Annotated in this window: 19 protein-coding genes and 1 pseudogene; 8 read left to right on the forward strand and 12 right to left on the reverse strand. The window is 70.3% G+C overall.

What is annotated here, in order from left to right; all coding sequences use genetic code 11:
- Positions 1-84: 84 nt before the first annotated feature.
- From KHP12_RS50460 to KHP12_RS50465, 3 genes and pseudogenes are all read left to right on the forward strand, one after another.
- Positions 85-267, forward strand: a pseudogene (locus KHP12_RS50460) (MFS transporter); the annotation flags it as partial.
- A gap of 114 nt (positions 268-381) precedes the next feature.
- Positions 382-1,374, forward strand: a complete 993-nt coding sequence (locus tag KHP12_RS03765) for an LLM class flavin-dependent oxidoreductase (RefSeq protein WP_086879737.1) — start codon at positions 382-384, stop codon at positions 1,372-1,374.
- A 40-nt stretch (positions 1,375-1,414) separates the two neighbouring features.
- Entirely contained in the window at positions 1,415-2,401 is a 987-nt protein-coding gene (locus KHP12_RS50465) for an HAD-IA family hydrolase (RefSeq protein WP_246643059.1), read from the forward strand.
- Here the strand turns inward: KHP12_RS50465 and KHP12_RS03775 are convergent.
- Entirely contained in the window at positions 2,379-3,965 is a 1,587-nt protein-coding gene (locus KHP12_RS03775) for a GMC family oxidoreductase (protein ID WP_086879738.1), read from the reverse strand. The two genes, KHP12_RS50465 and KHP12_RS03775, sit on opposite strands and share 23 nt — an antisense overlap.
- 326 nt (positions 3,966-4,291) lie before the next feature.
- Between KHP12_RS03775 and KHP12_RS03780 the strand changes: the two genes are divergently transcribed.
- Positions 4,292-4,501 (forward strand): hypothetical protein, encoded by a 210-nt coding sequence (locus KHP12_RS03780; RefSeq protein ID WP_244202513.1) that lies wholly within the window; start codon positions 4,292-4,294, stop codon positions 4,499-4,501.
- 92 nt (positions 4,502-4,593) lie between these two features.
- Here the strand turns inward: KHP12_RS03780 and KHP12_RS03785 are convergent, their stop codons facing one another.
- From KHP12_RS03785 to KHP12_RS03815, 7 genes are all read right to left on the reverse strand, one after another.
- Entirely contained in the window at positions 4,594-5,169 is a 576-nt protein-coding gene (locus KHP12_RS03785; RefSeq protein WP_086879739.1) for a hypothetical protein, read from the reverse strand.
- Complete coding sequence (locus tag KHP12_RS03790) at positions 5,166-6,563, reverse strand: hypothetical protein (RefSeq protein ID WP_086879740.1); 1,398 nt, start codon at positions 6,561-6,563, stop codon at positions 5,166-5,168. The genes KHP12_RS03785 and KHP12_RS03790 overlap by 4 nt, the downstream gene beginning before the upstream one ends.
- Positions 6,560-7,393, reverse strand: coding sequence for an ABC transporter ATP-binding protein (locus KHP12_RS03795; RefSeq protein WP_246648396.1), 834 nt, complete (start codon positions 7,391-7,393; stop codon positions 6,560-6,562). The genes KHP12_RS03790 and KHP12_RS03795 overlap by 4 nt, the downstream gene beginning before the upstream one ends.
- Positions 7,390-8,208, reverse strand: coding sequence for a hypothetical protein (locus KHP12_RS03800; RefSeq protein ID WP_086879742.1), 819 nt, complete (start codon positions 8,206-8,208; stop codon positions 7,390-7,392). The genes KHP12_RS03795 and KHP12_RS03800 overlap by 4 nt, the downstream gene beginning before the upstream one ends.
- Positions 8,205-8,765, reverse strand: a complete 561-nt coding sequence (locus KHP12_RS03805) for an RNA polymerase sigma factor (RefSeq protein WP_086879743.1) — start codon at positions 8,763-8,765, stop codon at positions 8,205-8,207. The genes KHP12_RS03800 and KHP12_RS03805 overlap by 4 nt, the downstream gene beginning before the upstream one ends.
- A 744-nt stretch (positions 8,766-9,509) precedes the next feature.
- The gene (locus tag KHP12_RS03810) at positions 9,510-10,067 is read right to left on the reverse strand and encodes a M1 family aminopeptidase (protein ID WP_244202514.1); all 558 of its coding nucleotides are present in this window, start codon (positions 10,065-10,067) and stop codon (positions 9,510-9,512) included.
- Positions 10,068-10,564: 497 nt separating this feature from the next.
- A complete protein-coding gene (locus KHP12_RS03815) occupies positions 10,565-11,449 on the reverse strand; it encodes a M20/M25/M40 family metallo-hydrolase (protein WP_086883850.1) in 885 nt (294 codons plus the stop codon).
- Between the two features lie 407 nt (positions 11,450-11,856).
- Between KHP12_RS03815 and KHP12_RS03820 the strand changes: the two genes are divergently transcribed.
- Positions 11,857-12,651 (forward strand): response regulator transcription factor, encoded by a 795-nt coding sequence (locus tag KHP12_RS03820; RefSeq protein ID WP_211831420.1) that lies wholly within the window; start codon positions 11,857-11,859, stop codon positions 12,649-12,651.
- Positions 12,614-14,740: a sensor histidine kinase gene (locus KHP12_RS03825; protein ID WP_211831421.1), complete on the forward strand. Its 2,127-nt coding sequence runs from the start codon at positions 12,614-12,616 to the stop codon at positions 14,738-14,740. The genes KHP12_RS03820 and KHP12_RS03825 overlap by 38 nt, the downstream gene beginning before the upstream one ends.
- On the opposite strand, the gene KHP12_RS03830 is transcribed toward KHP12_RS03825, so the two are convergent.
- Both KHP12_RS03830 and KHP12_RS03835 read right to left on the reverse strand, forming a co-directional pair.
- Complete coding sequence (locus tag KHP12_RS03830; protein WP_210608843.1) at positions 14,658-16,073, reverse strand: IS701 family transposase; 1,416 nt, start codon at positions 16,071-16,073, stop codon at positions 14,658-14,660. The genes KHP12_RS03825 and KHP12_RS03830 overlap by 83 nt on opposite strands.
- 113 nt (positions 16,074-16,186) lie before the next feature.
- Positions 16,187-16,570, reverse strand: coding sequence for a hypothetical protein (locus KHP12_RS03835; protein WP_143678574.1), 384 nt, complete (start codon positions 16,568-16,570; stop codon positions 16,187-16,189).
- A gap of 261 nt (positions 16,571-16,831) precedes the next feature.
- Between KHP12_RS03835 and KHP12_RS50475 the strand changes: the two genes are divergently transcribed.
- Both KHP12_RS50475 and KHP12_RS03845 read left to right on the forward strand, forming a co-directional pair.
- Complete coding sequence (locus tag KHP12_RS50475) at positions 16,832-17,371, forward strand: hypothetical protein (protein ID WP_246643049.1); 540 nt, start codon at positions 16,832-16,834, stop codon at positions 17,369-17,371.
- A gap of 132 nt (positions 17,372-17,503) precedes the next feature.
- On the forward strand, positions 17,504-18,256 hold the full coding sequence (locus KHP12_RS03845; protein WP_372455165.1) for a DUF5131 family protein: 753 nt from the start codon (positions 17,504-17,506) through the stop codon (positions 18,254-18,256).
- An 80-nt stretch (positions 18,257-18,336) separates the two neighbouring features.
- Here the strand turns inward: KHP12_RS03845 and KHP12_RS03850 are convergent, their stop codons facing one another.
- Both KHP12_RS03850 and KHP12_RS52760 read right to left on the reverse strand, forming a co-directional pair.
- Complete coding sequence (locus KHP12_RS03850) at positions 18,337-20,769, reverse strand: serine protease (RefSeq protein WP_211831426.1); 2,433 nt, start codon at positions 20,767-20,769, stop codon at positions 18,337-18,339.
- Entirely contained in the window at positions 20,766-21,350 is a 585-nt protein-coding gene (locus tag KHP12_RS52760) for a trypco2 family protein (protein WP_211831428.1), read from the reverse strand. Before KHP12_RS52760 ends, KHP12_RS03850 begins: the two co-directional genes overlap by 4 nt.
- Between the last annotated feature and the right edge of the window lie 210 nt (positions 21,351-21,560).

The raw sequence follows: 21,560 nt of genomic DNA on the forward strand, positions 1-21,560 counted from the left end.
CTGTCCCGACGTGAGCATGGACGCCCACTCCCTGTACGTGGAGAAGGCATGGGCGGCCGCCGGGGTCACGATCGTGGCCTGCGCATGCTCTCCGGACCCGCCGTCATCGGCCGGCTGACGCATCTCGTGGCGTTGAACCACGCCTTCGTGCTGCTGACCCTGCTGTGCGTCATCACCGCTGCGGCCGCCCGAATCCTGCGCACCGGATCCGACCGCACGCGCGAGCCGGCACACCGCACGCGCGAGGCGGCGCGGAGCAGCCACTGACCGCCTGTGCGGCATGGCCCCTGACACCGTGTGCCGCACACCGGCCCCCACGCTCGCCCCGGCCGGCCGCCAGACCGGTGGGGGAGAACCCACCGTCACCAGAAGGAGCCCTTGATGTCCGAGACCGATACCATCCCCGCTCGCGGCCGTGTCGGGATCATGCTTCCCCGCGACCTGCCCGTACGGGACGTGCTGCCGTACGCGCGGCGAGCCGAAGAGCTGGGGTTCGACCAGGTGTGGGTGGTGGAGGACCTCGGCTGGCGCGGCGGACTCGCGCAGGCCGGCCCCGTCCTCGCCAGCACCACCAGCATCACCGTCGGCATCGGCATCATGCCCGCCGGCGCCCGCAACGTGTGCTTCGCCGCGATGGAACTGGCCACCCTCGCCCAGCTCTACCCCGGTCGCCTGATCGCCGGTATCGGCCACGGCATGCCCGACTGGATGCGTCAGGCGGGAGCCTGGCCCACCAGCCCCTTGACGCTGATCAAGGAGTACACGACCGCGCTGCGCCTGCTCATGCGCGGCGAGCCCGGCCCGGCAGGCGGCCGCTATGTGCGCTGCGAAGGCGTCGTCATCACCGAGACCCCCGGCATCGTCCCCCCGGTCGTCCTCGGCGTACGCGGTCCCAAATCGCAGGCAGCCGCGGGCGAGGTGGCCGATGGGCTCCTCCTGGCCGAGCCCGCGGCCCCCGCCTACATCGCCTCCTCACTCCGGCACCTGGGCAGCATCTCCGATGCGAGCGCGCCCGAAGTCGTCACCTACGACGCCGCCGCTGTCGATGACGACGAGGACGCCGCTCTCGCCCGCGTCCGCGACGGACTGACCGCCATCGGCGAGCCGGCCTGGGCCGCCCACATCGACCCCCTGCCGTTCGCCGCGCGGCTGCGCGAACACCGCGCCGCCTGCGCCGACGCCCGGCAATTCGCCCAGACCATGCCCGCCGCCTGGGTCCGCCAACTGAGCATCGCCGGCACCCCCGACCAGGCACGCGAAGCGATCACAGCCCGCCACGCAGCGGGCGCGACCAGCGTCGTCCTCACTCCCACCGGCCCTGACGCCCTGGCGTCCCTCGACTCGCTCGCCCGCGTGCTGGATCCCCGCCCCTGAGCCGAAGAGCCGAAAACCGCTGCCCCCGGAGGAGCCCGCCATGTCCACCGACCGACGGATCGTGCTGTTCGACCTCTTCGGGGTCATCGCCCTCCACCAACGCCCGGGCGCCCTGGCGGAGATGGCCGCCCGGCGCGCCGCACCCGCGGACGCCTTCGCCGAGGCCTATTGGGACTGCCGCCCGCCCTACGACGCCGCGCAGTGGTCCGCGCCCGAGTACTGGACGGCCGTGCTGCGGTGGCTGTCACTCCCCGTCGACGCCGACACGATCGAGGAGCTGCGGCTCGCCGACATCGACAGCTGGTCACGCGTCGACCACCGCATGGTCGCCTACGTGCAGTCCCTGCGGAACATCGCCGAGGTCGCCCTGCTGTCCAACATTCCCGCAGACCACGCGGACGCCTTCCTGGCCGCACAGCCCTGGCTGGGGAACCTTGACCACGTCGCCTTCTCCGGAAAGATCAATGCGGCGAAACCAGACCCAGCGACGTTCCACCACTGCGTCGTCTCCATGCAGGCCGCGCCGGCCGGCTTCCTCTTCGTCGACGACCGCGAAGAGAACGTACGGGCGGCACGGGCCACCGGTATGAACGGACGTACTTTCCGCGAGAGGCGGCGCTTCGTCAGTGGCACGGACACCGGGCCGTGCCCGAACCGGCACGGCCCCGCAGCGCGTTGCGCAATGCGGTGCCAACCCCTCCCGGCCCGCCGAGGATCCTGCCTGAAGGGAGCTGCGCCCCCGGGCATGTGTACCTCGGCAAGCCGGCGGGGCAGTTGGGAGAGATATGACAGGGGCTTCACGCGGGCCGAACGACCCGGCGCGACGGAACCGGATTCTGGAGGCAGCTCTGGATGTCGTCGGACTCCTTCGACGCACACCCCACGAGTTCCACAGACATCGCCACGGCCGTCGACGCGCTGGTCACGGGGACCGGCAGGAGGGCTGAGCCCGCCGCTCCGTAGCAACCGCTCGGAGTGCCGGCGGGTCCGGCCGGGCAGATTCGTCACTGCGCTGCGGATCGGATGAACGAAGCTGCCCGCTCGCCGATCATGATGGCCGGCGCATTGGTGTTTCCGGTCACCAGGGACGGCATGATCGATGTGTCTGCCACACGGACGTTGTCCAGGCCGTGCACGCGGAGTTCGGAATCGACGACCTTGCCCATCATGCACGTACCCGACGGGTGGTAGAACGAGAACGACTGGGTGTGGATGAAGTCGTCGATGTCCTGGTCGCGGTCCGATACGGGAGCCAGCCCCGCGGCCGCGGCCCCGTGGAGGTCGGACTCCAGGACCTCGGTGAGCCGCGACTCGCGGGCGATGCGCATGCAGATGCGCAGGCCTTCCCGCAGCCGCCTGCGGTCATCCTCGTCACCGAGGTAGTTGTGCACGATGCGCGGCTTGGCGTAGGGGTGTGAGTGCCGCAGGCGCACGGAACCGCGGCTGCTCGGGCGCGCGACGTACGGCCCGAAGGACATACCCGGCTCAAGAGGAGCGGCAAGTCCTTCGTCCCGGACGATGCCCAGCGCGGCGTGCACCTGAATGTCGGGAGCCGGCAGGCCATCGCTGGTACTGAAGAAACCGCCGACCTCGTTCCAGGCCATAGGTCCATCACCCCGCTCACGCAGCCGCTGCTCCTCGCGCGAGGTGTCCGGGCCGAGAAGAGGCTCGGTGTGGCTGAAGAAGCTGATGAAGCACCCGGCGTGGTCCTGCATGTTCCGTCCCACGTCCGGCAGGTCATGCAGGGGCGTGATGCCCTCTTGGGTGAGCTCGTCCGCGGGGCCGACGCCGGACTGAAGCAGCAGGTGGGGGGAGTTGTAGGCGCCCAGGGACAGCACGACCTCACGGTTGATCCGGATCAGTCGAACGGTGCCCAGGTGGTCGACCTCAAGTCCCTGGGCGCGGGTGCCGTCGAAGCTGAGGCGGAGGGCGGTCGTCGAAGGGAGGACGGTGAGGTTCGGGCGGTCTGCCGCCGGCTCGAGGAACGCCACCGCACTGCTGCATCGCAGCGCGTTGCGCTGGGTGACCTGGTGGTAGCCGACACCGCCCTGCTCGGTTCCGTTGAAGTCGGGGTTGGACTTGTGGCCGGCGTCCTGGGCCGCCTCCACCCAGGCCGTCAGCAGCGGATGGACGGAGACCGGGTCGCTGACGGTCAGCGGGCCCCCGGTGCCGTGGAAGTCGTCGGCTCCGCGCTGGTTGTCCTCGGACTTCTTGAAGAACGGCAGGACGTCGTCGTAGCCCCAGCCGGGGTTCCCCATCCGCTCCCATGTGTCGTAGTCGTAGCGGTGGCCGCGGACGTAGAGCATGGTGTTCATCGAGCTGGTTCCGCCGATCGCCCGCCCACGCGGCAGGTAGATCCTGCGTCCGCCCAGCTGCGCCTCGGGCTCCGTGGCAAAGTCCCAGTCGTACGCCGTCTTGAGCTGCTGGGAGAACAGCGCCGGAATCTCAAACAGACGCCCTGTGGCGGGTGGCCCGGCTTCGATCAGGGCCACTGTTACGTCCGGATCTTCGGAGAGCCTGGCAGCAAGCGCACAGCCCGCTGAGCCGGCCCCCACAACTACGTAGTCGTACGTTTCCGCGGTCCCCGTCATATCGCCTCCATAAGATCAGGCCTCGTAGCCCGGTGTGCTCGATATATGTTCACCAGACCCATATCCGGTGATTCTGAGGAGCTGAAATAAGCTGTCCTCACCGTGGCGGCTTCTGGAGACACTAAGCAGTCACGCGATCGCAGCACATACGCAACGTGAGCAGTCCTGGCCGGAACTAACACACACCATGTGCACCGGGTCGTCAGAATCTCGTTCTGGACGAGGCCCGGATCGAGGGCCCGGTCGTCTTCGAGGAGCAGGTCGGCACCTCCAGCCGTCTCCACCCGCCGGAGCGCCCGAAGTTCGGCGAGCTGCTCGCCGACCTGGTGCCCACCGAGCGCGCCACGCTCGACCAGAGTGTGACCGTACGACGCGGTCAGGGCCACACCCTCCGCGTCACCGCCGTCCCCGCGATCCACCGCCGACTCCTCGACCTCTGCCAGCCCCTCGACGGCAGCCCCGGGAGCACGGCGGTTCCGGCACAGCGCAAGGCCCGCCGCGAGTACGAGAACCGCGGCAGCGCCCTCGCCCGGTAACCAAGATCACCCCCGTGGCGGGTTACTTTCGCTGCGGCGAGTCCGCAGCACACACGATCCCTGCCGTGCCCCGGTCCGGTAGCCCGGACCGACTACCGCCTCGGTCCCGCGACGGCGTAGGCCGTGGTGCCGACGATCGTGAGCACCAGGGCTGTCCACGTGCCCGCCGCCGTGCCAGGGGGCAGCAGCACCCAGGACGCCACCTGCGTCGGCACACTCGTCGGAGGCGGGACGGAGAACGAGCACGAGAGCCAGGCGAACGGCAGCGTCCACGCATACGTCCCCCCGCACACCGCCGCCCCGACGGCGGCGAGCCCCATCAAGCCGGCGCTGTCCCGTACCACGAACGCGGCGGTGGCCAGGTCCTTCCCCGTCGCCTGCACCGCCAGCAGCACCATGGCGACGACCGCGCCGGCGAGCAGCACGTGCACCGCCCTGCGGGGCGCCCAGCGGATCGCGGCCGTCCGGTCCAGCGCGAGGTCCTGCCCGCTGAGCCCGGTCGAGACCGCTATCGCTCCCACGGCGAGGACGAGCGCGGGCAGCCGCTGATCACCCGGCCCCCCGCTGCCGCCCTGGGCGAGTGCCCACACCGTCACCGTGCTGATCACCACCGCGGCCAGTGACGCGGGTACCTGACGCGAGCGCGCGTACAGCATCAGCCATCTCATCGGTACGCACCGCCGGTCAGCGCGTCGAGTGCGTCTCCCTTGCAGGAGAGCGCGGCGGCGCGCATCGCGTTGATCCGCTGGAGCTGCTTGGCCCGTGGCAGCACTTTGAAGTCCTTCCACACCGCGCGGGCCCGGGTGTCCATCTCGCGCCGCACGTTCGGTGACCCCTGGCCGGGCATCGACTTGAGGTCGCCGAGGACCCAGCCCACCGCGACGGTCTGCGCGATGTCGTCTCCCCCCATGCTGCTCCAGCCGACGGGGGAGCACCCTGGCACCATGCCTTTGGCGATCAGGGCCCAGGTCAGCTCCTCGCCCTTCGCGGCGGCGACGATGTCGTCGTCGAAGTCGATGAGCACGGTCTTGCGGGACCACCGCGGTGTGGAACCCTCCGGCAGTACGGCGGTGTTCTCCCGGACCGAGACCGGCGCCTGGCTCCCCAGGGCACCGTGCAGCAGGCGCAGCGCCTTTTTGCCGTGACTCGCGAGGTCGGTGAGTCGTGCCTGGTGGATCCTGGTCACGCATACCGGGCCATCGCACACCAACTCCGCGGCGGCCTTGTCGAGGACATACATCCGGCGCGGGTCGGAGGGGAGGACGAGCAGGGCGACGGCCGCGCCCGCCAGGACGGGCGCCAGGGCGAGCAGCCGGGTGCGCGGGTTCGCGGCGACCAGCAGCGCGAAGCCTGTCGCGGCCAGGCCGAGCAGCCAGATCGTCTGCCCGACGTGCACGGAGGCGGAGAGCGTGACGAGCGCGTCGCGCACCTCTTCCACCGCCGGTGACAGCAGCGAGACCCGGTTCGGCTCCGTGCTCGGGATCCCTGTCGCCGTGTCCGTCTCCGTCCGGCCCGGCGACATTTGCATGAGGGCCGTGAACGCGAAGGCGCCCATGGCCAGCAACGGCGGGGTGAGCACGGACGGCAGGGCGCGCCCGGCCCCCATGCCCAGCACGGCTCCCGCGACGAGTGAGAGTGCCCCCACCAGCGAGATCGGCAGCCATCCAAGGTGGGTGTACTCGGCGTTGGCGAGCACCTGGACCGCGCCCACGAGGACGAGCAGCGCGAAGGCCGAGGCCAGGGTGATCGCCATCGTGCCCGCCAGCGTGGCGGCGCGGTGCCAGACGGGACGCGAGGTGGTCGTCAGCAGCTCGGATATCTTCGAGCGGTGGTCACGCAGGCCCTGCAACGCGCCGAGCCCCACGGCCAGCGGCCACAGGTAGAACAGCAGGGTGCGGGTCCACAGGGCCAGGGACGTCCACTGGGCCGTCCACGCCGTAGTGCCCCTCCACCATTCAGCGTCCAGCAGGTACAGGAACGCCAGCGCGCTCGCCAGGACCACGGTGCCGGCCCAGGGGGCGACGGAGCGCTTCAGCTCGGTTCGCAGGACACGCGTATTCACCAGGCGCCCCTTCCCCGGCCGGGGCCCAGCAGCAGTGCCGAGTAGCCGCGCTCCAGCGGGCTGTCGCCCACGTGCTCGGGGCCGCCCGCCGCAGCCAGGTCCTCCGGGGTGCCCTGGAAAACCAGCCGGCCCTCGGCGAAGAGCACCACGTCGGTGCAGGCGGCGGCCACGTCCTCCACGAGGTGGGTCGAGACGACCACACAGGTGTCCTTGCCCAGTTCCTGGAGCAGTTCGCGAAAGCGCAGCCGTTGTGCCGGGTCCAGGCTGGCCGTGGGCTCGTCCAGCAGCAGGATCGACGGGTCATTGACGATGGCCTGGGCGATGCCCACGCGCCGCACCATGCCGCCGGACAGGGTCTTCATCCGCTTGTCGGCACGGTCGGCCAGGCCCACCCGCTCCACGGCGTGCTGCACGGCCGCGGGGATGTCCGCCTTGGGCACCTCCTTCAGCCACGCCATGTACTCGACGAACTCGCGGACCGTGAAGCGCTTGTAGTAGCCGAACTCCTGCGGCAGGTAGCCGATCCGTCGGCGCAGCGCACGGTGCTCGCCTCTGCCGCCCGCGGACTCGCCGAGCAGTTCCAGGGTGCCCTCGGCGGGGCGCAGTACGGTGGCCAGAGCCCGGATGAGGGTGCTCTTGCCCGCCCCGTTGGGGCCGAGGAGGCCGTGTACGCCGGTCCCCAGTGACAGGTCGAGCCCGTCGACGGCCATGTGGTTTCTGCCAACCCTGACCTTCAGCCCGGTGGCCCGGATCTCCCAGGCGTAGGGCGTCGGTGCGATGTCGGCCGCGCTCACCGCGGTCATCATGTGGTGGTCCTTTCTCATGGTCAACGATGGGCTCCCAGCACGGAGTACGCGCCCCTGCGGGCGACCACGACACCGATGCCGAGCGCGAGGATCAGCCCCCACACAGGCAAACCGTCGGTCGCCAGGGCGAAGGTCGTACGGCCGGCGGCCAGGGTCGGTGCCACGATCACAGCGACCCATCCGGCCACCAGCCAGGCGGCGGCGCGGGTCACACCGACGACACCGCCGAGCGCCAGGGTCGTCGAGGTGAAGGCCAGGCAGGGCAGCAGCCATTGCCAGGCCGTCACCCCCGTCACCCATCCGCCCAGCAGCAACGCGGGGACGACCACGGCGAGCACGGACGCGGTACGCCGCAGTACCAGGTACAGCCCCGCCCTCGGCGCGGAGGCCGTCAGCTCGTACGCCGGGTCCAGACCGCGCGACCACGACGCCGCGACGCCGAGCACGGGCAGAACCGGGGAGAGCAGCAGCACCAGCGACACCTCGCCGGAACCGCTGTCGGCCAGGTCGAGCAGCAACGCGAGCAGCGTCACACCCACGACCATGGCCAGCCAGGGCACCATCACGGGCGTCATCCACTTCGACAGCCGCGCCGACCAGCGCCGTCGACGCGGTACCGGGGCGGTGCCGGCGAGCTGGGGTTCGAGGTTGGACCACACCGCGCCGACCAGCGCCGCGACGGCGGGCGCCTGCGCCGTGACGGAGGCCGACAGCCGGTCACGGCACACCCGGCACGTCTCCAGATGGGTCTCCAGGGCCCACACCTCGTCGGCGGCGAGGTCCGTGTCGCCGCGCGCGTAACCGTCGATGATCCGAATCGACGCGTGTTCCACACTCATGCCAGTGCCTTCCGCAGCTCGATCCGGGCCCGGCGGGCACGGGTCTTGACCGTGCCCTCGGGCAATCCCAGCAAGACAGAGGTCTCCCGGACGGACAGCCCGTCAAGCACCATGGCCTGCAGTACCTGTCTGAGCTCCGGCGCGAGGCGCCGCAGCGCGTCCCCGACCTCACCACCGACGGTCGCCGCGAGCGCCTCCTCCTCGGCGGCGGGCGCCATGGACTGCGGGGCAGCCGTGGGCGGCGGCTCCGCGTGGTGGGCCCTGCGCCGGAACGCGTCGACGAGTCGGCGCGCCGCGATCGTCCACAGCCAGCCGACGGCGGTTCCCCCAGCCGCGGCCCCGCTGAACGCACCCGCCGCGCGCCACACCGCCAGATACGTCTCCTGCATGACCTCGGCGACGATCTGCTCGTCCGCGCAGCGGCGGCGCAGCCGCACCGCCATCCACGGCGACGTACGCCGGTACAGCTCCTCGAACGCGGCACGGTCGCCTCTGGCCACCAGCCGGACGAGATGCTCCTCGTCCAGTTCGCCCGATGTCTTCCTGACTGATCTCACACCCGCAAGACGTGAGGCACGAACGCCAGGTTTTCCCCCGGGCGTGATCCCCGTCACATGCGGGGTTTCCGGAAGCCCCGCCCTGACGGCAGAGGCCGGGCCCGCACCGCGCACCGCACGCCGGGGGCCACCGCGGTGTGCCCGGCGCGCTCCGCAGGCTCGGGCTCGCGGCGGCCCCGCCACGGCATAGGTCACCACCGTGGCCGTTCGCTCAGGGGGATACCCCAAGTGGGTGGACGGGGATTCGGGCGTCCCAGTTCGACTGGTTGGCCCGCATCATCCGCTCATACGCGTCGGTCATGGGCTCACCCGCAGGAGACGGAGAAGTACCTCCCGCCCGGCCTCGGCGAAGGAACGGGTGAGCTTGGTCGCAGTCGCTCCGAGCGGGAAGGGGATGACGCGGTAGATCGCGAACGGCGGCTAGAAGAGCGAGCCGTTCATGGGGCGAGCCGGCTTGCGGAGCCGGACAAGGCGCATCTCGCAGCGGTCCACGTCTGCCGGGGCGCCCGGTACGGGTCGCACCGGAGCCCGATGCGACCCGTACCGGGCGCCGCGGCGCCGGCGTGCGCCGGCATGAGTGACCCCGTACTCGGCCACCGTCTCGCTCGACGAACCCTGCGGCGGCATCCGGTGCGTCCGGCGGCGTACGGAGGGGGCCGCGTCCGATGGCGGGAGCTGTACGACACCGTGGGCGCGGCGTACGACGACGCGTGGTGGCGCCGCGCCCACACCGAGGGGACCGACCTACCCGAGGGACCCGAGGGAGCCCGGGAGGAGGTACTTCTTCGGCGGAGCGGTGGTGCCGTGTGCCCAGGCGTCGAAGAAACCGGTGAGGTCCTTGCCGGACACCTCCTGGGCGAGCGCCTCGAACTGCGGCCAGGAGGCGTTGCCGTGGCGGTGGTCGCGCTGCCAGCGCTTGAGGGTGTCGAAGAACGCCTGGTCGCCGACCGTGCGACGCAGGGCGTGCAGCATCATGGGCCCCTTGCTGTACAGGGCGTGGTGCAGTTCGCGGCCCTTGCCGGGGTCGTACAGCCTGGTCGACCAGAAGTCGGGGTCCGCCTCGCTCTCCTCCAGCATGGCGCGGTAGAAGCCGGTGTCCAGGTCGGCCCCGGTCTCCTCCTCCCACAACTGGTTGGCGTACTGGGCGAAGCACTCGGCCAGACAGCCGTTGCGCCAGTCGGCGAAGGAGACGCTGTTCCCGAACCACTGGGTGGGCGTTCTCGTGGACCATGGAGCTGTCGAAGAACGCCCCCTGATACGTCGGGCGGCTCTGCGTCTCCAGCGCGAGCGGGCCCTCGTCATCGTTGCCGGTGATGACGATCCCCCCGGCCGAGGAGAACGGGTACGGGCCGAACTTCGAGGCCAGGAAGTCGATGACCTCCGGCAGCAGCGCCTCCGACTCCGGGTTGATGACGGCCCCGGGGCTGTAGGCGTGGACGACGGGCGTGCCGTCGGAGAGCTTCGAGGTGCGCACGGTGAACTTGTCGATGGCGATGGTGCTGAGGTACGTGGCCATCGGCCGGTCTTCGTACCAGCGGAAGGTGGTCGTGCCACCGCCGCTGGTGGTGTCGCCCTGCCTGCCGTTGCCGACCACCGTCCAGCAAGGGTCCCCGGCGCCGGGGCCGCCCGGGGCGGCGGAGGCGGGCAGGGCGGTGAACACGATGCCGGCGGCCACGGCGGTGGCGAGGGTGGTGGCGCGGCGATGGCGGGTCCGGCGTGCGGGCATGCGGCTGTTCCTTCGGGGTGGGGGGTTCCAGGGCCGGGGCCAGGGCTGGGCCGCCCAGGGCCCGGGGGCGGGGTCAGTGGCGCGCGGCGAGTTGCCAGACCGCGTTGATGAGGGCGTTGGTGCTGAGGGTCTCGATGCGCGGATTCACGTTCTCGACGCGGTCGCATGCATCGTGTATGCAGTCGTCGACCCCCGTGGCGAAACCGCCCACCGGGATGCCGGCCTCACCGAACGAGACGTGGTCGCTGCCGCCGATGCCGATGTCGAACGTGGGCAGTTCCCGGGCCGCGAACCAGTCCTCGAACGCCGCGGTCGCCGCGGGGTCGTCGTGGACGACGAGCCACAGCTGGTTCTCCCTGTTGGTTCCGGCCATGTCCACGTTCAGATAGACGTCGATCCGTTCGCGGTCGGCGGCCGGCAGGTCCCGCACATAGGCGCGGGATCCCACCAGGCCCGCCTCCTCGGCGCCCCACCAGGCGAACCGCAAATGGCGGTCGGTCCTGAGACCCGCCTTGGACACTTCGAGTGCGGTGGCGAGCAGGGCGGCGGAGCCGGAGCCGTTGTCGTTGATACCGGGCCCCATCGGCACGCTGTCCAGGTGCGCTCCGGCGAACACGATGTGCTCGGGGTCGCCGCCGGGCCAGTCCGCGATGAGGTTGTAGCCGGTGGCGCCGTCATGAGTGAAGCGGTGCAGGGCGGTACGGAATCCGGCCTGGTCCAGCGCGGCCTTCACGTAGGCCACCGAGTCGCGGTAGCCGGGGGTGCCATGGGCGCGGTTGCCCCCGTCACGGTCCGCGATCTGCTGCAGGGCGTCGAGATGCGGCATGACCTGGTCCGAGGTGATGACGGGCGGGGCCGCGGCGGTGGCGGGTTCGGCCGCGGCGGCGGGCGCGCCCACGAGGGCGGCGCACAGCCCGAGGACCACGCTCGCGCGGTGCAGACGGGACGTTGGGCGCATCGGTACGGATCTCCTTGCGGGTGGCAACGGGGGGAGAGCCCGGGTATCCGGGTGCCGGAGATCACGATGGATGTGGAACGTGAGGTGGTTGTCAGCTTTGAGTGACAGGAAGGAGACGGAAATGGCGGACGAGGTGAGCCGGGCGGCCCGCGAGACCGCGGACGAAGCGGCGGCCGGCCGCCTCCGCGGCCCCTGGCCCCGGTAGGTGGCGTAGCCGGCGCCGCGAGCACTCACCGAGACGCACGGTGTCGGCCAATCCGATGTCACCGACCAGCAGCGCACCCCCGCCAGCCCGGCGGCCGCATCAGCTGTCCGGGGGTGAACACCGACGCGTCGCCATCGCCCGGGCCCTGGTCGCCACTGGTGTTTCTCGGTCCTTTTGCCGCCGTGTTTCTACACTCGCCGCCATGTGCGCATACGTGGTCGTCGCCGAGGACGACCGGAAGCAGGCCGAACTGGTCCGTCGTTATCTGGAACACGAGGGCCACCGGGTGACCGTCGTCCACGACGGGCGGGCCGCGCTGGCGGAGGTCCGGCGGCAGCCTCCCGATCTGCTCGTCCTGGACGTGATGATGCCCCAGGTGGACGGCCTCGACTTATGCCGCGTGCTGCGCGCGGAATCGACCCTGCCGGTGCTGATGCTGACCGCCCGCGCCACCGAGGACGATCTGCTGCTGGGCCTGGACCTCGGCGCCGACGACTACATGACCAAGCCGTTCAGCCCGCGCGAGCTGATGGCCCGGATCCGCTCGCTGCTGCGGCGCAGCTCCGCCACCACGGTCGCGACGGGCACGGAGCCGGTGCTCACCGTCGGGCCCCTGACCGTCGACCCCGCCCGGCACGAGGTGTCGATGCACGGCCGGCCGGTGGACTGCACACCCGGTGAGTTCCGGTTGCTGCAGATGCTGGCCGCCCGCCCCGGCCACGTCTTCACCCGCCCGCGGATCCTGGAGCGCCTGCATGGCTTCGACCGGTACGTCACCACACGGTCCGTCGACGTGCATGTGATGAACCTCCGCAAGAAACTGGAAACCGATCCGCGCCGGGCCCGTTTCCTGGTCACCGTCTACGGCGTCGGCTACAAGATCGCCGACGGCACAGCCGGTCCGACGACGGACGTGGCGGCACATGCGACCGCGGACACGGCGGCCGATGTGATCACGGATGCCGCCGACGACGGAGAAGCCCACCGTGCGCCGTGACGTACCGCTGCGCCGCAGCCTGCTGCTGCGCCTGCTCGCCGCGTCCGTGCTGGTCTCCGTGTGTTCGGTCGCCACGACCGCCTGGCTGGCCGTGCGGACGACCGCGGTCGCCATCCGCGAGGAACGGGGCCAGGCCCTCGCGGACGACACCCGGATCTACGACCGCCTGCTCGGCTACGCGGCCCGCCATCCGCGCTGGGACGGCGTGGGCCCGACCGTACGCGCCCTGGCCCGGGAGACCGGGCACCGTATCGTCATCACCGGTGACGGTCGGCGGATCGCCGACTCCCGACCCGCCCCGGGCCTTCCCTACCGGCCGCCCGACAAGGCGACGGCCGCCATCGACCCGCTGGCGGTGAGCCCCGAGCTGCTGCCGGACTCCGCCTCCGACCGGATCGATCCGCGCGCCGTCGGGCCGTTCCGGCTCAGCGAGGACGAACGCACGAGGCTGCGCGGGGCGGCGCGACGCCTGGCCAAGTGCCTGCGCACCGTCCTCGGCCAGGAGATGACCGTGGTCCAGGCTCCCAGCGGGCGGTCGCGCGTGGAGAGTGGCGCCTCCCGGGTGCCGGAGACCCCGCGTTGTTACTCCGCGACGCTCGACTCCCGCACCCCGACCGAGGCCAAGGCGCTGGTCGCGCTCAACGCCCTCGTCAACACCTGCCTGTCCCGGCGCCACGCGGCCGAGGTGAAGCTCACCCTGGACGACCACGGGATACCAAGTGCCGTGCTGCCGGCGCCGCGTCCCGGGCCCCCGCAGGAGACGCCTTCCGGGCCGCGTGGCGCCGGGAACGCCGATGGCTCACTGGTCACCTCGTGCCTGGCCAGTGGCCGCGCCCAGCAGCTCGCACCGTATGTCGCCCCCACGGCGGCGCTGTATGTCACCAGTCCCGGCCGGAGCGCCACGACGTTCTTCGACCTGTCCGCGGGCAACCGCGCCCGTATCGCGGGCGGCGCCGTCCTCATGCTGCTCGTCACCGTCACCGCCACCACGCTCGCCGGACTACGGCTGGTCAGGCCGCTGCGTGCGCTGACCGAGGCGGCGCGGCGCATGGAGGAGGGGGAGCCCGGCGCGCGGGTGGCGGTCACCAGCAACGACGAACTGGGCCGTCTCACCTCGGCGTTCAACGCGATGTCCAGACGGCGTGACCAGCTGGAGGCGGTGCGCAAGGACATGGTCAGCGATGTGGCACATGAGCTGCGCACCCCGCTGAGCAATATCCGCGGCTGGCTGGAGGGCGCGCAGGACGGTGTCGTACCGCAGGGCGACGTGCTGGTGTCCTCGCTGCTGGAAGAGGCGTTGCACCTCCAGCACCTCATCGACGACCTGCGGGATCTGTCCGCGGCCGACGCGGGAGAGCTGCGGCTGAACCTCGCCGAGGTCGACATCGCGGACCTGCTGGCCCATACGGCGACGGCCCATCACGCGGCGGCGGAGAACGCGGGTGTCACCCTCCGCGCGGAAACCCCCGGCGACGGCGTGGTCATCGAGGCCGATCAGGTACGGCTGCACCAGGCGGTCGGCAACCTGGTGACGAACGCCCTCCGGCACACCCCGTCCGGCGGGGCCGTGTCCCTGCGCGTCCACCGGACCGGTGACGAGGTGCTGATCGAGGTCGCGGACACCGGCTCCGGAATCGCCGCCGAGGATCTGCCCCATGTCTTCGACCGCTTCTGGCGCGCCGACAAGTCGCGCTGCCGCCGGACCGGCGGCAGCGGTCTGGGCCTGTCCATCGTGCGCAAGCTGGTACAGGCACACGGGGGCACGGTGACGGCGAGCAGCACCCTCGGCGAGGGCTCGGTGTTCACCATCCGCCTGCCCCGGGTGCCGCTTCCGCCCACCACCGACAGCACCGGCGTGCCGGTGAAGGGCGCCATGCCCCACCGGCCGGTCGACCAGTCGTGCCGGGCCCCGGCATTCACTCATCCCGAACAGTGCGCAGAGCTCTCCGCGCTCCCTCACCCACCAGATGGTGCACGGTCATGCCCGGCAGGGCGGGAAGTTCCGCCTAGCGGTGGTTTGTTAAGGCGGGAGTGGGAGGTGGTGGCTGAGTGGTCGGCCGGTGCTGACTGCGTTGATCAGGTTTTGTAACTCTGCTGGTGGGGGCGTGCTGGACCAGGCTTTCCACCAGCGTTGCAGCATGATGGTGGGGGTCAGCCAGCTGCGGACGGCACGTAGGGCCTGGGGCCAGCGTGCCGGGTGGTGCGATCGGGTGCCCCCTCTCTGGCCGGGCCAGCCGGTTGGCGGGAGTCGGTGGCAGTCCGGCTTCCCAGCAGAAGGAGAACGCGCAGTTGACCAGGGTCTGGTGGCGGCGGATGGCGCGGTCGGTGCGGACCTGGAAGTCGGCCCAGCCCAGTTCGTCCTTGACCTGTTTGTAGCTCTGCTCGATCCAGTTGCGGATGCCGTAGATCCGCACGATCTCGGCGAGGTCGGCGGCCGGGTGGGGGCTGTCGGCCTGGCGTGTCGAGTTGGGGCGGGGCAGGTTGGTGGCCAGGTACCAGGTGGATTTCTCCGGCAGGGTGTCCGGGTGGGTAGTGGCCACCACCAGCCGGGTGGTGCCGTCCGGTCCCCACCAGCCCAGGGAGGCGTCGGCGGCCCACCAGGTGGTGGTGTGGCCGTCACGGAAGGTGCGGGTCACCGTCGTCCAGTCGCCCGGCCGGTCGGGGCCGTGCCAGGCCAGTTCCCGGGCGGCGTCGACCGGGGTGTGGGCATCGGGGCCGTAGGCCCAGGTGCCGCGGCGCCGTTTGAGGGCCATCACGAACGGCAGCCCGGCGGTGGCCAGTTCGCCGCGGAAGCCGTCCTGGTCGCCGTAGGCGCAGTCGGCCGCCACCGCGCGGAAGTCCACTCCGGCCTCCGTGGCCCGGCGGGCGAGAGCGGCAGCGATCTGCAGTTTCGTGGCGAAGCCCGGATCGCTGCGGCCCTTGGGGAAGTGGCGGGCGGGGGTGTAGGGCACGGCGTGCAGCGGGTAGTACAGTCGCTCGTCCGCCCACAATGTGGTGACGGTGACGACACCGTTGTCGGTCTTGCCGTATCGGCCCAGCCACTGCCGGCCCACGTTCGCGGTCGCGGTCCCGTCCTTCCGGTCGCCGGAGTCGTCGATGACCAGCACTCCACCGGCATGCGGAGCGGTGCGCGGATCATCCAGTAACCGCTCAAGACGACGGGCGTTGATCCGCTCGTGCTCCCAGGGGGATTCGGAGAGGAAGAACTGCAGCCGCTGCACTGCGGGGTGCTGGGCTCCCGCTACCGGCTCGGCCCCGGCCAGGCATGTCAGCGTTTTGTTCCGTTCGCGCGGCGCCAGCAACCCCGTGAGGTACTGACGAAAACCCCGACGCTGAGCCAGGGAGTCAAACAGATCATCGAAGCCGACGGCGTACTGCTCCAGCGGTCCCGGAGCCGGCGGACACGGACGACGAGCGGTCATCACACACCCCTCCTCGTCCTTCTACTGCGGTCCCGACCCGATGTCAACAAACCACCGCTAGGAGCTTGCGCGAGCGTTCGGGGATCGGTCACTGTGACCGATCCCCGAGGCACTCAGCACCAGTTCCAGACGGACCAGACGGGGCCCCAGTGTGCGTAGGCGTCCGAGGAGGGGGCGCCGCGGGCATGGTCGAGGTAGTACCCATACTTGTCGTAGAACCCGGTATCCGTGCCCGGTGTCTGGTTGTTGTACCAGGAACCTCCACTACCCATGCCGTCGGGAATTTCCTGCTCGTAGCAGTCCTTGTACTTGAATCCGAGCTGCTGGAAGTTGTTCTTCTTGTAGCCGCAGAAGTAACCCTTGGGACAGTCGGCTGGCGCGGACTGTATTGCAGTCTGCGCAGCGCTCGATGGGGCCGTGGACAGTGCTACGGCGGTGAGGGCTCCAGCAGCCACGAGAAGCCTCCGTAGAGACTGCCAGCGGGTGGGGTTGACCATGCGAGTTCTTCCCTTCGTGTCTGCGCATGTGTAAATGGTCGACCGGAACCGTCGAAGTCCTCCGGTGCCAGCTAGCCACGTAACAAGGTTTGTGGGTCGGCTGGTTGTTGTGCAGCTCCATTTTTCGCCATATGCAAGCCTTCTCCCCCTACGCCAGGAGCACCACCATTCTGGGAGTTCGTTCGCAGATCGGTTGCGGTGACCGTTGGAGGAACAGTGGCGATCTCTGGCATCTCCGCCGCAGGTCGTTGACCTGCGCTCTTGAGGATTGAAAACACGCACTCAGGAGCGCGCGAGCGCGAACGCGCGGCCGTCGCCGCCGAGGCGGTTCGCCGGGCGCTGCCGTGTGAGGGCTGCGGGCAGGAGCGGGCGGCCGGGCTGTGTGAGGCGTGCGGCTACCGGCGCGAGACCGAGGCCCTGACGGTGGAGGCCGGCCTGGTCGCGGCCACCTGGTCCGCCGATCTGGATGATGCGGACGAGGTCGCCTCCGTCGCTGACCGCGTGAGGCGGCCCGTGGAGATTGACATCGCCGCCGCCCGGCGCGCGTTCATGGGGCTGGTCGAGCCGGGCGAGCTGGACTCGGAGCCAACTGCGGCGGCGGCCGCGCTCGCCTTCGCCGTGCTCCAGGCGGTGCAGCAGGCGGCGCCGGAGTACCGGCGGTGCGCCCTGGCGATGCTGGGCCGGACCGAGGAAGCCGAAGCCGAGGCACGCCGGGCGTACGCGACCGAGCAGAAACGCCGCTGGTTCCGCGCGAACCCGAACGGCGCGGACGCGGTGGCCGCCGCGACGAAGGCCCACTGACGCCGCCCGGGAACGCACCGCCGAGTACCTTCTGGCAACGCGGCTGGAGCAGCTGCACGAGCAGACCGCGACCCACACCGAGATCGAGACGGCCGAGGCCGGGTGGATGATCTGCGGCAGGTGCCGGCCGCGGTGCGATTCCTGTCCTCTGAGCCGCTGCTGGGCTCGCTGGACGCGTTGGACGTCACTGGCATCGACTGGGTGATTGTGGGTGGGGAGTCGGGCCGCCGGGCCAGGCCCATGGACATCGGTATCGGGATAGCTGGCACGCGCCGTCAGCCGCACGACCACGCCATCGTGCCCAATATCAGTGGGGTCGTACGGGCGACGCTGCGGCAATCGCAATCACTCACGTTCAGCCTTTTCTGTCTGCTGTTCAGCGCTGGGGGACTCGAACGAAGTAGCGGGCGGGCGCGCCGATCGTCCCACTCAGGGCCACCCCGCGCCCGTCAGGGGGGCACGCACCTGATGGCGGCTGCGGTGCTCGCCCATGGTTCGCCATCCGCGCCGTGGGCGCCTGCGCAGAACCGGCGGCTGATCTTCTGCTCCACGTCGACCTCGCCGTACAGCTGTGCCCGCGGCTGTCCGACCCCCACGAGCAGGACAAGGCCTAACGACGGCTGCACGGCGCGGCCAAGGACCGGGGCGCACGCTCGCATCCGGGACATCGGCGAAGGCGCAGACGGAGGGGCTCCTCGGAAGCTCGTACGCTGTCGAGCTCGGGTGACATCGTCAGCCCGTGAGATGGCTCGCCCGGCGTTATTCAGTGATGCACGGCGGAACCGGTACGCCCGAGTACCGTTCCCCGTGGACCAGGGATCGCACCTCGCACACGGCCTGCCTGCCAGGACTGCGATCCGCGCTCGGCGGCCTCCTTCTAGCTGACGTCTGCGGTGGAACAGTCGTCGACGGCCGCTCGCGGCGCCACGTCGGCGGTCTGAGGGGCGCCCCGGGGTTCGGCGCTGTCAAAGAGCTCTGGGGGCGGTGCCGTTCGTGTCAGGGCTCGGTGCCCGGCTGGCGCGGTCGAGTCCCCAGTGCACGCGCTTCCGCACTGCGGGATCGTCGTGTTGTTGGAAGCGCTTCAGGAAAGCCGAGGCGGTGGTCCCGCCGATCGTGCCGGCTGCCAGAACCACGGCCCGTGCTTCTTCGACAGTGATGCCGTCCGGCCCCGGCAGCAGGTCTAGCACCGCCGCCCCCGCCCCCGCGAGTAGACCAGCAGCTGCGTCGTCCCGGGGCGGAACGAGTGCCTTGGCCCGGCGGAGGACTTCCTGGCGGACCTCTGCGTCGGCCCGCGCCGCGTACTCGAGCGACGAAGTCGCGAGCAGGTGGATCCTCTCGCGGTGCTCCGGTTCCCGGTCTCCTCGTTGGACGAGCTCCAGCAGTAGCTGATCGGCTTCAGCTGAGCCGCAGTGGCCGACTGCCATGCGCACGATGTCTTCGTAGTGCGGGTCGTGGGCGTGATTGACCAGGAAGCCGAAGTGGTCCCCGTGCACGAGCCCCAGGGCCGCGAAGAAGTCCCGAAAGGTGCTGTGCTCGAAATCGACGGTGCCCTTCGTCTCACGCAGAACTCCGCTGCGGATCAGCAGATGGCGCAGCACCGACTTCGCGTTTCCCGCAGGGTCCGGTCTGATCCAGCGCAGGTCCTTCTCGAGGATGCGCACCGTACGGCTTTCGGTCATCTCGGTCGCCCCGTTCAGGGTCATCCAGAGCGCGAGGGACACGAGGAGACTCGCTTTTGAGCCCAAGTCCAGCCTGACACCCTCCGTAGAGCCGATTCCGCGTTGAATGTCGCGCTCTTCCAGCAGGAGGCGGAGTGCCGCGACATGCAGCGACATGGGGTCCTTTGGCAAGGACCCCTGGTTTTGGAGCCACAGTGCGCAGATCAGCGAACAGAGGCGGGGATTCGCCGCCATCTGCGCCGCGGGCCTGATGCTGTCCAGTTCGGCCCGCAGGAGTCTGCGCCCGCGCTCCGCGTACTTCCTGTACCCGCTCCAGCCTTCGGCCTCCAGCAGGGCGGCGAACCAGCGGTCGACAAACGTGCCCACGTCCTGGGGGCTCATCGGCAGCACGCTGAATCCGGTGAACTTGCTCGCGGTGAGCCAGCTGTCCGGCACTGCGGACGGGCGGGACGTCACCACCACAGCGGTGTGCTCGTGCTCAGCGAGGAGCGCCTTCAGCCAGTCACGCACTGCTTGGCGCTTGTCGTGCGGGACCTCGTCGATGCCGTCGATCAGGAGCAGGACCCGGCCCTTGCGCAGCAGCCGTGTCAGCCAGCCCACGGGCTGGAGGGACGCGCTTGGGTACTCCACGTCGTGCAGTAGGGTCTCGACTTGAGGAAGTTTCTGCGATTTGTGGAGGACCTTCCGCAGAGGGACGACGATGGGCACCCTGGCCTGGAGCTGGTCCAGCTCGGAGGGCAGATCCCCCTGCGCGGCCCGCACCGCGAGCCAGTGCATGAGTGTGGTCTTTCCGGATCCGGCAGTGCCCTGGAGCAGGATCCGCGTCCGGCCGTGCAGCGCGTCCTGGATGCGTTTGCCGGCCGCCACGTCGATGGCGGAGCGGCCGGGGGCGGGGCGGGGCGCTGTCTCTGCGAGTTCGAGGGCGATGAAGGCCGTGTCGAGGGGCCATACGATCGTGCCGAGTGCGGAGCCGGCGCCCAGCGTCTCGACCTGGTCGAAGCCGCGTGCGACGAAGTGCCGGTACTGCACTTCGAAGTCGCGGTCCTCGCGCTCCTGGTCGGAAAGGTCGTCCAGGGCCTCTACGGCGACGGTCGTGCCGCCGTGCGTGCGCAGGGCGTCCTGGAATCCCCGATCGTCGGTGATCACTCGCACCGGGACCGCTTCCAGCCGGCCGTTCTGCCAGCGGGTCGGTGCCGTGGCGACCACGCCGATCAGTGCACCTCCGCAGAAGAGACCGGCCCCCGACAGGCCCGACCAGGGCGATCCGTCCGCCGTTGATTGCGGTGGGATGCCGCTGATGTCCAGCGCATACCGGCCACGCAGGATCCCTGACCCTGGTTTGACCCGGCCGTCGAGCTGATCGCTGTCGAGTTCGCCCGATTCGTCGCGCTGGACCTGTGGGAAGCCGATGGCCGTGCAGTTCTCTTGGATATCTAGGCGGACCAGCTCGCCCCAGCGCAGCGGGGCGAAACGGGACGACACGGCATCCGGCACGAGGTCGGCGCGTGCCACGAGCAGGGCCGCATCGCACGCCTTGTCCTTGCGTCGCCACACGACATCACAGAGCACCTCGCCGAACCCGCCGATCACCACTGCTTCGGCGGTGCCCTGTTCCTCCACAACGTGCGCGGCCGTGAGGACCAGCCGTGACCCGACGAGGTAGCCGCTGCCCTGCCGCGCGCCGATGACGGCAGCGACACGCGAGAGGTCCGGGTTCACGACCCGCCCCCGGACGAAGGCGCGGCCCGCGTGAAGCCGGCGGTGCCGCCACGATCGGTGTTTCCGATTTCCAGGGTGCGTCCCTCCGGATCCTTGGGGCTCAGCGCAAGCTTCACCCGATGCGTATCGGCCCGACCTCGCGACACATCGGCTCCGGCGGTGACCACCCATGCCTTGAAGCCGGCCTTGCCCTTGCGGTCCTTGCGCAGCTCGACCGTGAACTCCAGCTCGATGGCGTCCACCGCGAAGCGGACCGCCCGGCTGGCGCCCTGTGCGGCGGCTTCCAGCAGCTCGTCGCGCAACCACTGGACTGCCTTAGCCAGTTCGACGCCTTCCAAATCCTGGCCCATCGTTCCCCCGTGCACAGAGCCGCGCTTTGACGCGGGCGCAGCGTGACCGCCCGAGGGCAGAGCGTAGCGCCTGGATTGGGTGCTCGTCAGGTAGTCGGAGAACATGAACCGGTCGCCGGCAGCCGCGGTCTGCCGGGGGCCGCCCCGATGCGTGCGGGCGGATTCATCACGGACGAACAGTTCCAGGACCTCGGTGAAACAAACCCCTCGCCCGCTCACATCAGCGATCACCTTGAGCGTGTGCTGTCAGTGCGAGGTTCCTGGGAATCTCCCCGGACCATCACGGGCCTCTCATCTGAAAGGGCACAGAAAATAGCAGGTGAGTGAGTTTCGTCGGTACCCCGAGCATCGGGTGCGCCGACCCCGGTCCACCGCGTCCGCGCGATCTTGTCTGTTCACGTTTCGTCCCGAGGTCTTTTCCCTGACGGACTGCCGACCTTT

It is taken from the genome of Streptomyces asiaticus, from assembly GCF_018138715.1.
GTDB lineage: Bacteria > Actinomycetota > Actinomycetes > Streptomycetales > Streptomycetaceae > Streptomyces > Streptomyces asiaticus.

Coding starts and splice junctions, on each gene's coding strand:
- KHP12_RS03765 (WP_086879737.1), top strand. CDS start 382: ATGTCCGAGACCGATACCATCCCCGCTCGCGGCCGTGTCGGGATCATG.
- KHP12_RS50465 (WP_246643059.1), top strand. CDS start 1,415: ATGTCCACCGACCGACGGATCGTGCTGTTCGACCTCTTCGGGGTCATC.
- KHP12_RS03775 (WP_086879738.1), bottom strand. CDS start 3,965: ATGACGGGGACCGCGGAAACGTACGACTACGTAGTTGTGGGGGCCGGC.
- KHP12_RS03785 (WP_086879739.1), bottom strand. CDS start 5,169: ATGAGATGGCTGATGCTGTACGCGCGCTCGCGTCAGGTACCCGCGTCA.
- KHP12_RS03800 (WP_086879742.1), bottom strand. CDS start 8,208: ATGAGTGTGGAACACGCGTCGATTCGGATCATCGACGGTTACGCGCGC.
- KHP12_RS03810 (WP_244202514.1), bottom strand. CDS start 10,067: ATGACGAGGGCCCGCTCGCGCTGGAGACGCAGAGCCGCCCGACGTATC.
- KHP12_RS03815 (WP_086883850.1), bottom strand. CDS start 11,449: ATGCGCCCAACGTCCCGTCTGCACCGCGCGAGCGTGGTCCTCGGGCTG.
- KHP12_RS03820 (WP_211831420.1), top strand. CDS start 11,857: ATGTGCGCATACGTGGTCGTCGCCGAGGACGACCGGAAGCAGGCCGAA.
- KHP12_RS03825 (WP_211831421.1), top strand. CDS start 12,614: ATGCCGCCGACGACGGAGAAGCCCACCGTGCGCCGTGACGTACCGCTG.
- KHP12_RS03830 (WP_210608843.1), bottom strand. CDS start 16,073: ATGACCGCTCGTCGTCCGTGTCCGCCGGCTCCGGGACCGCTGGAGCAG.
- KHP12_RS03835 (WP_143678574.1), bottom strand. CDS start 16,570: ATGGTCAACCCCACCCGCTGGCAGTCTCTACGGAGGCTTCTCGTGGCT.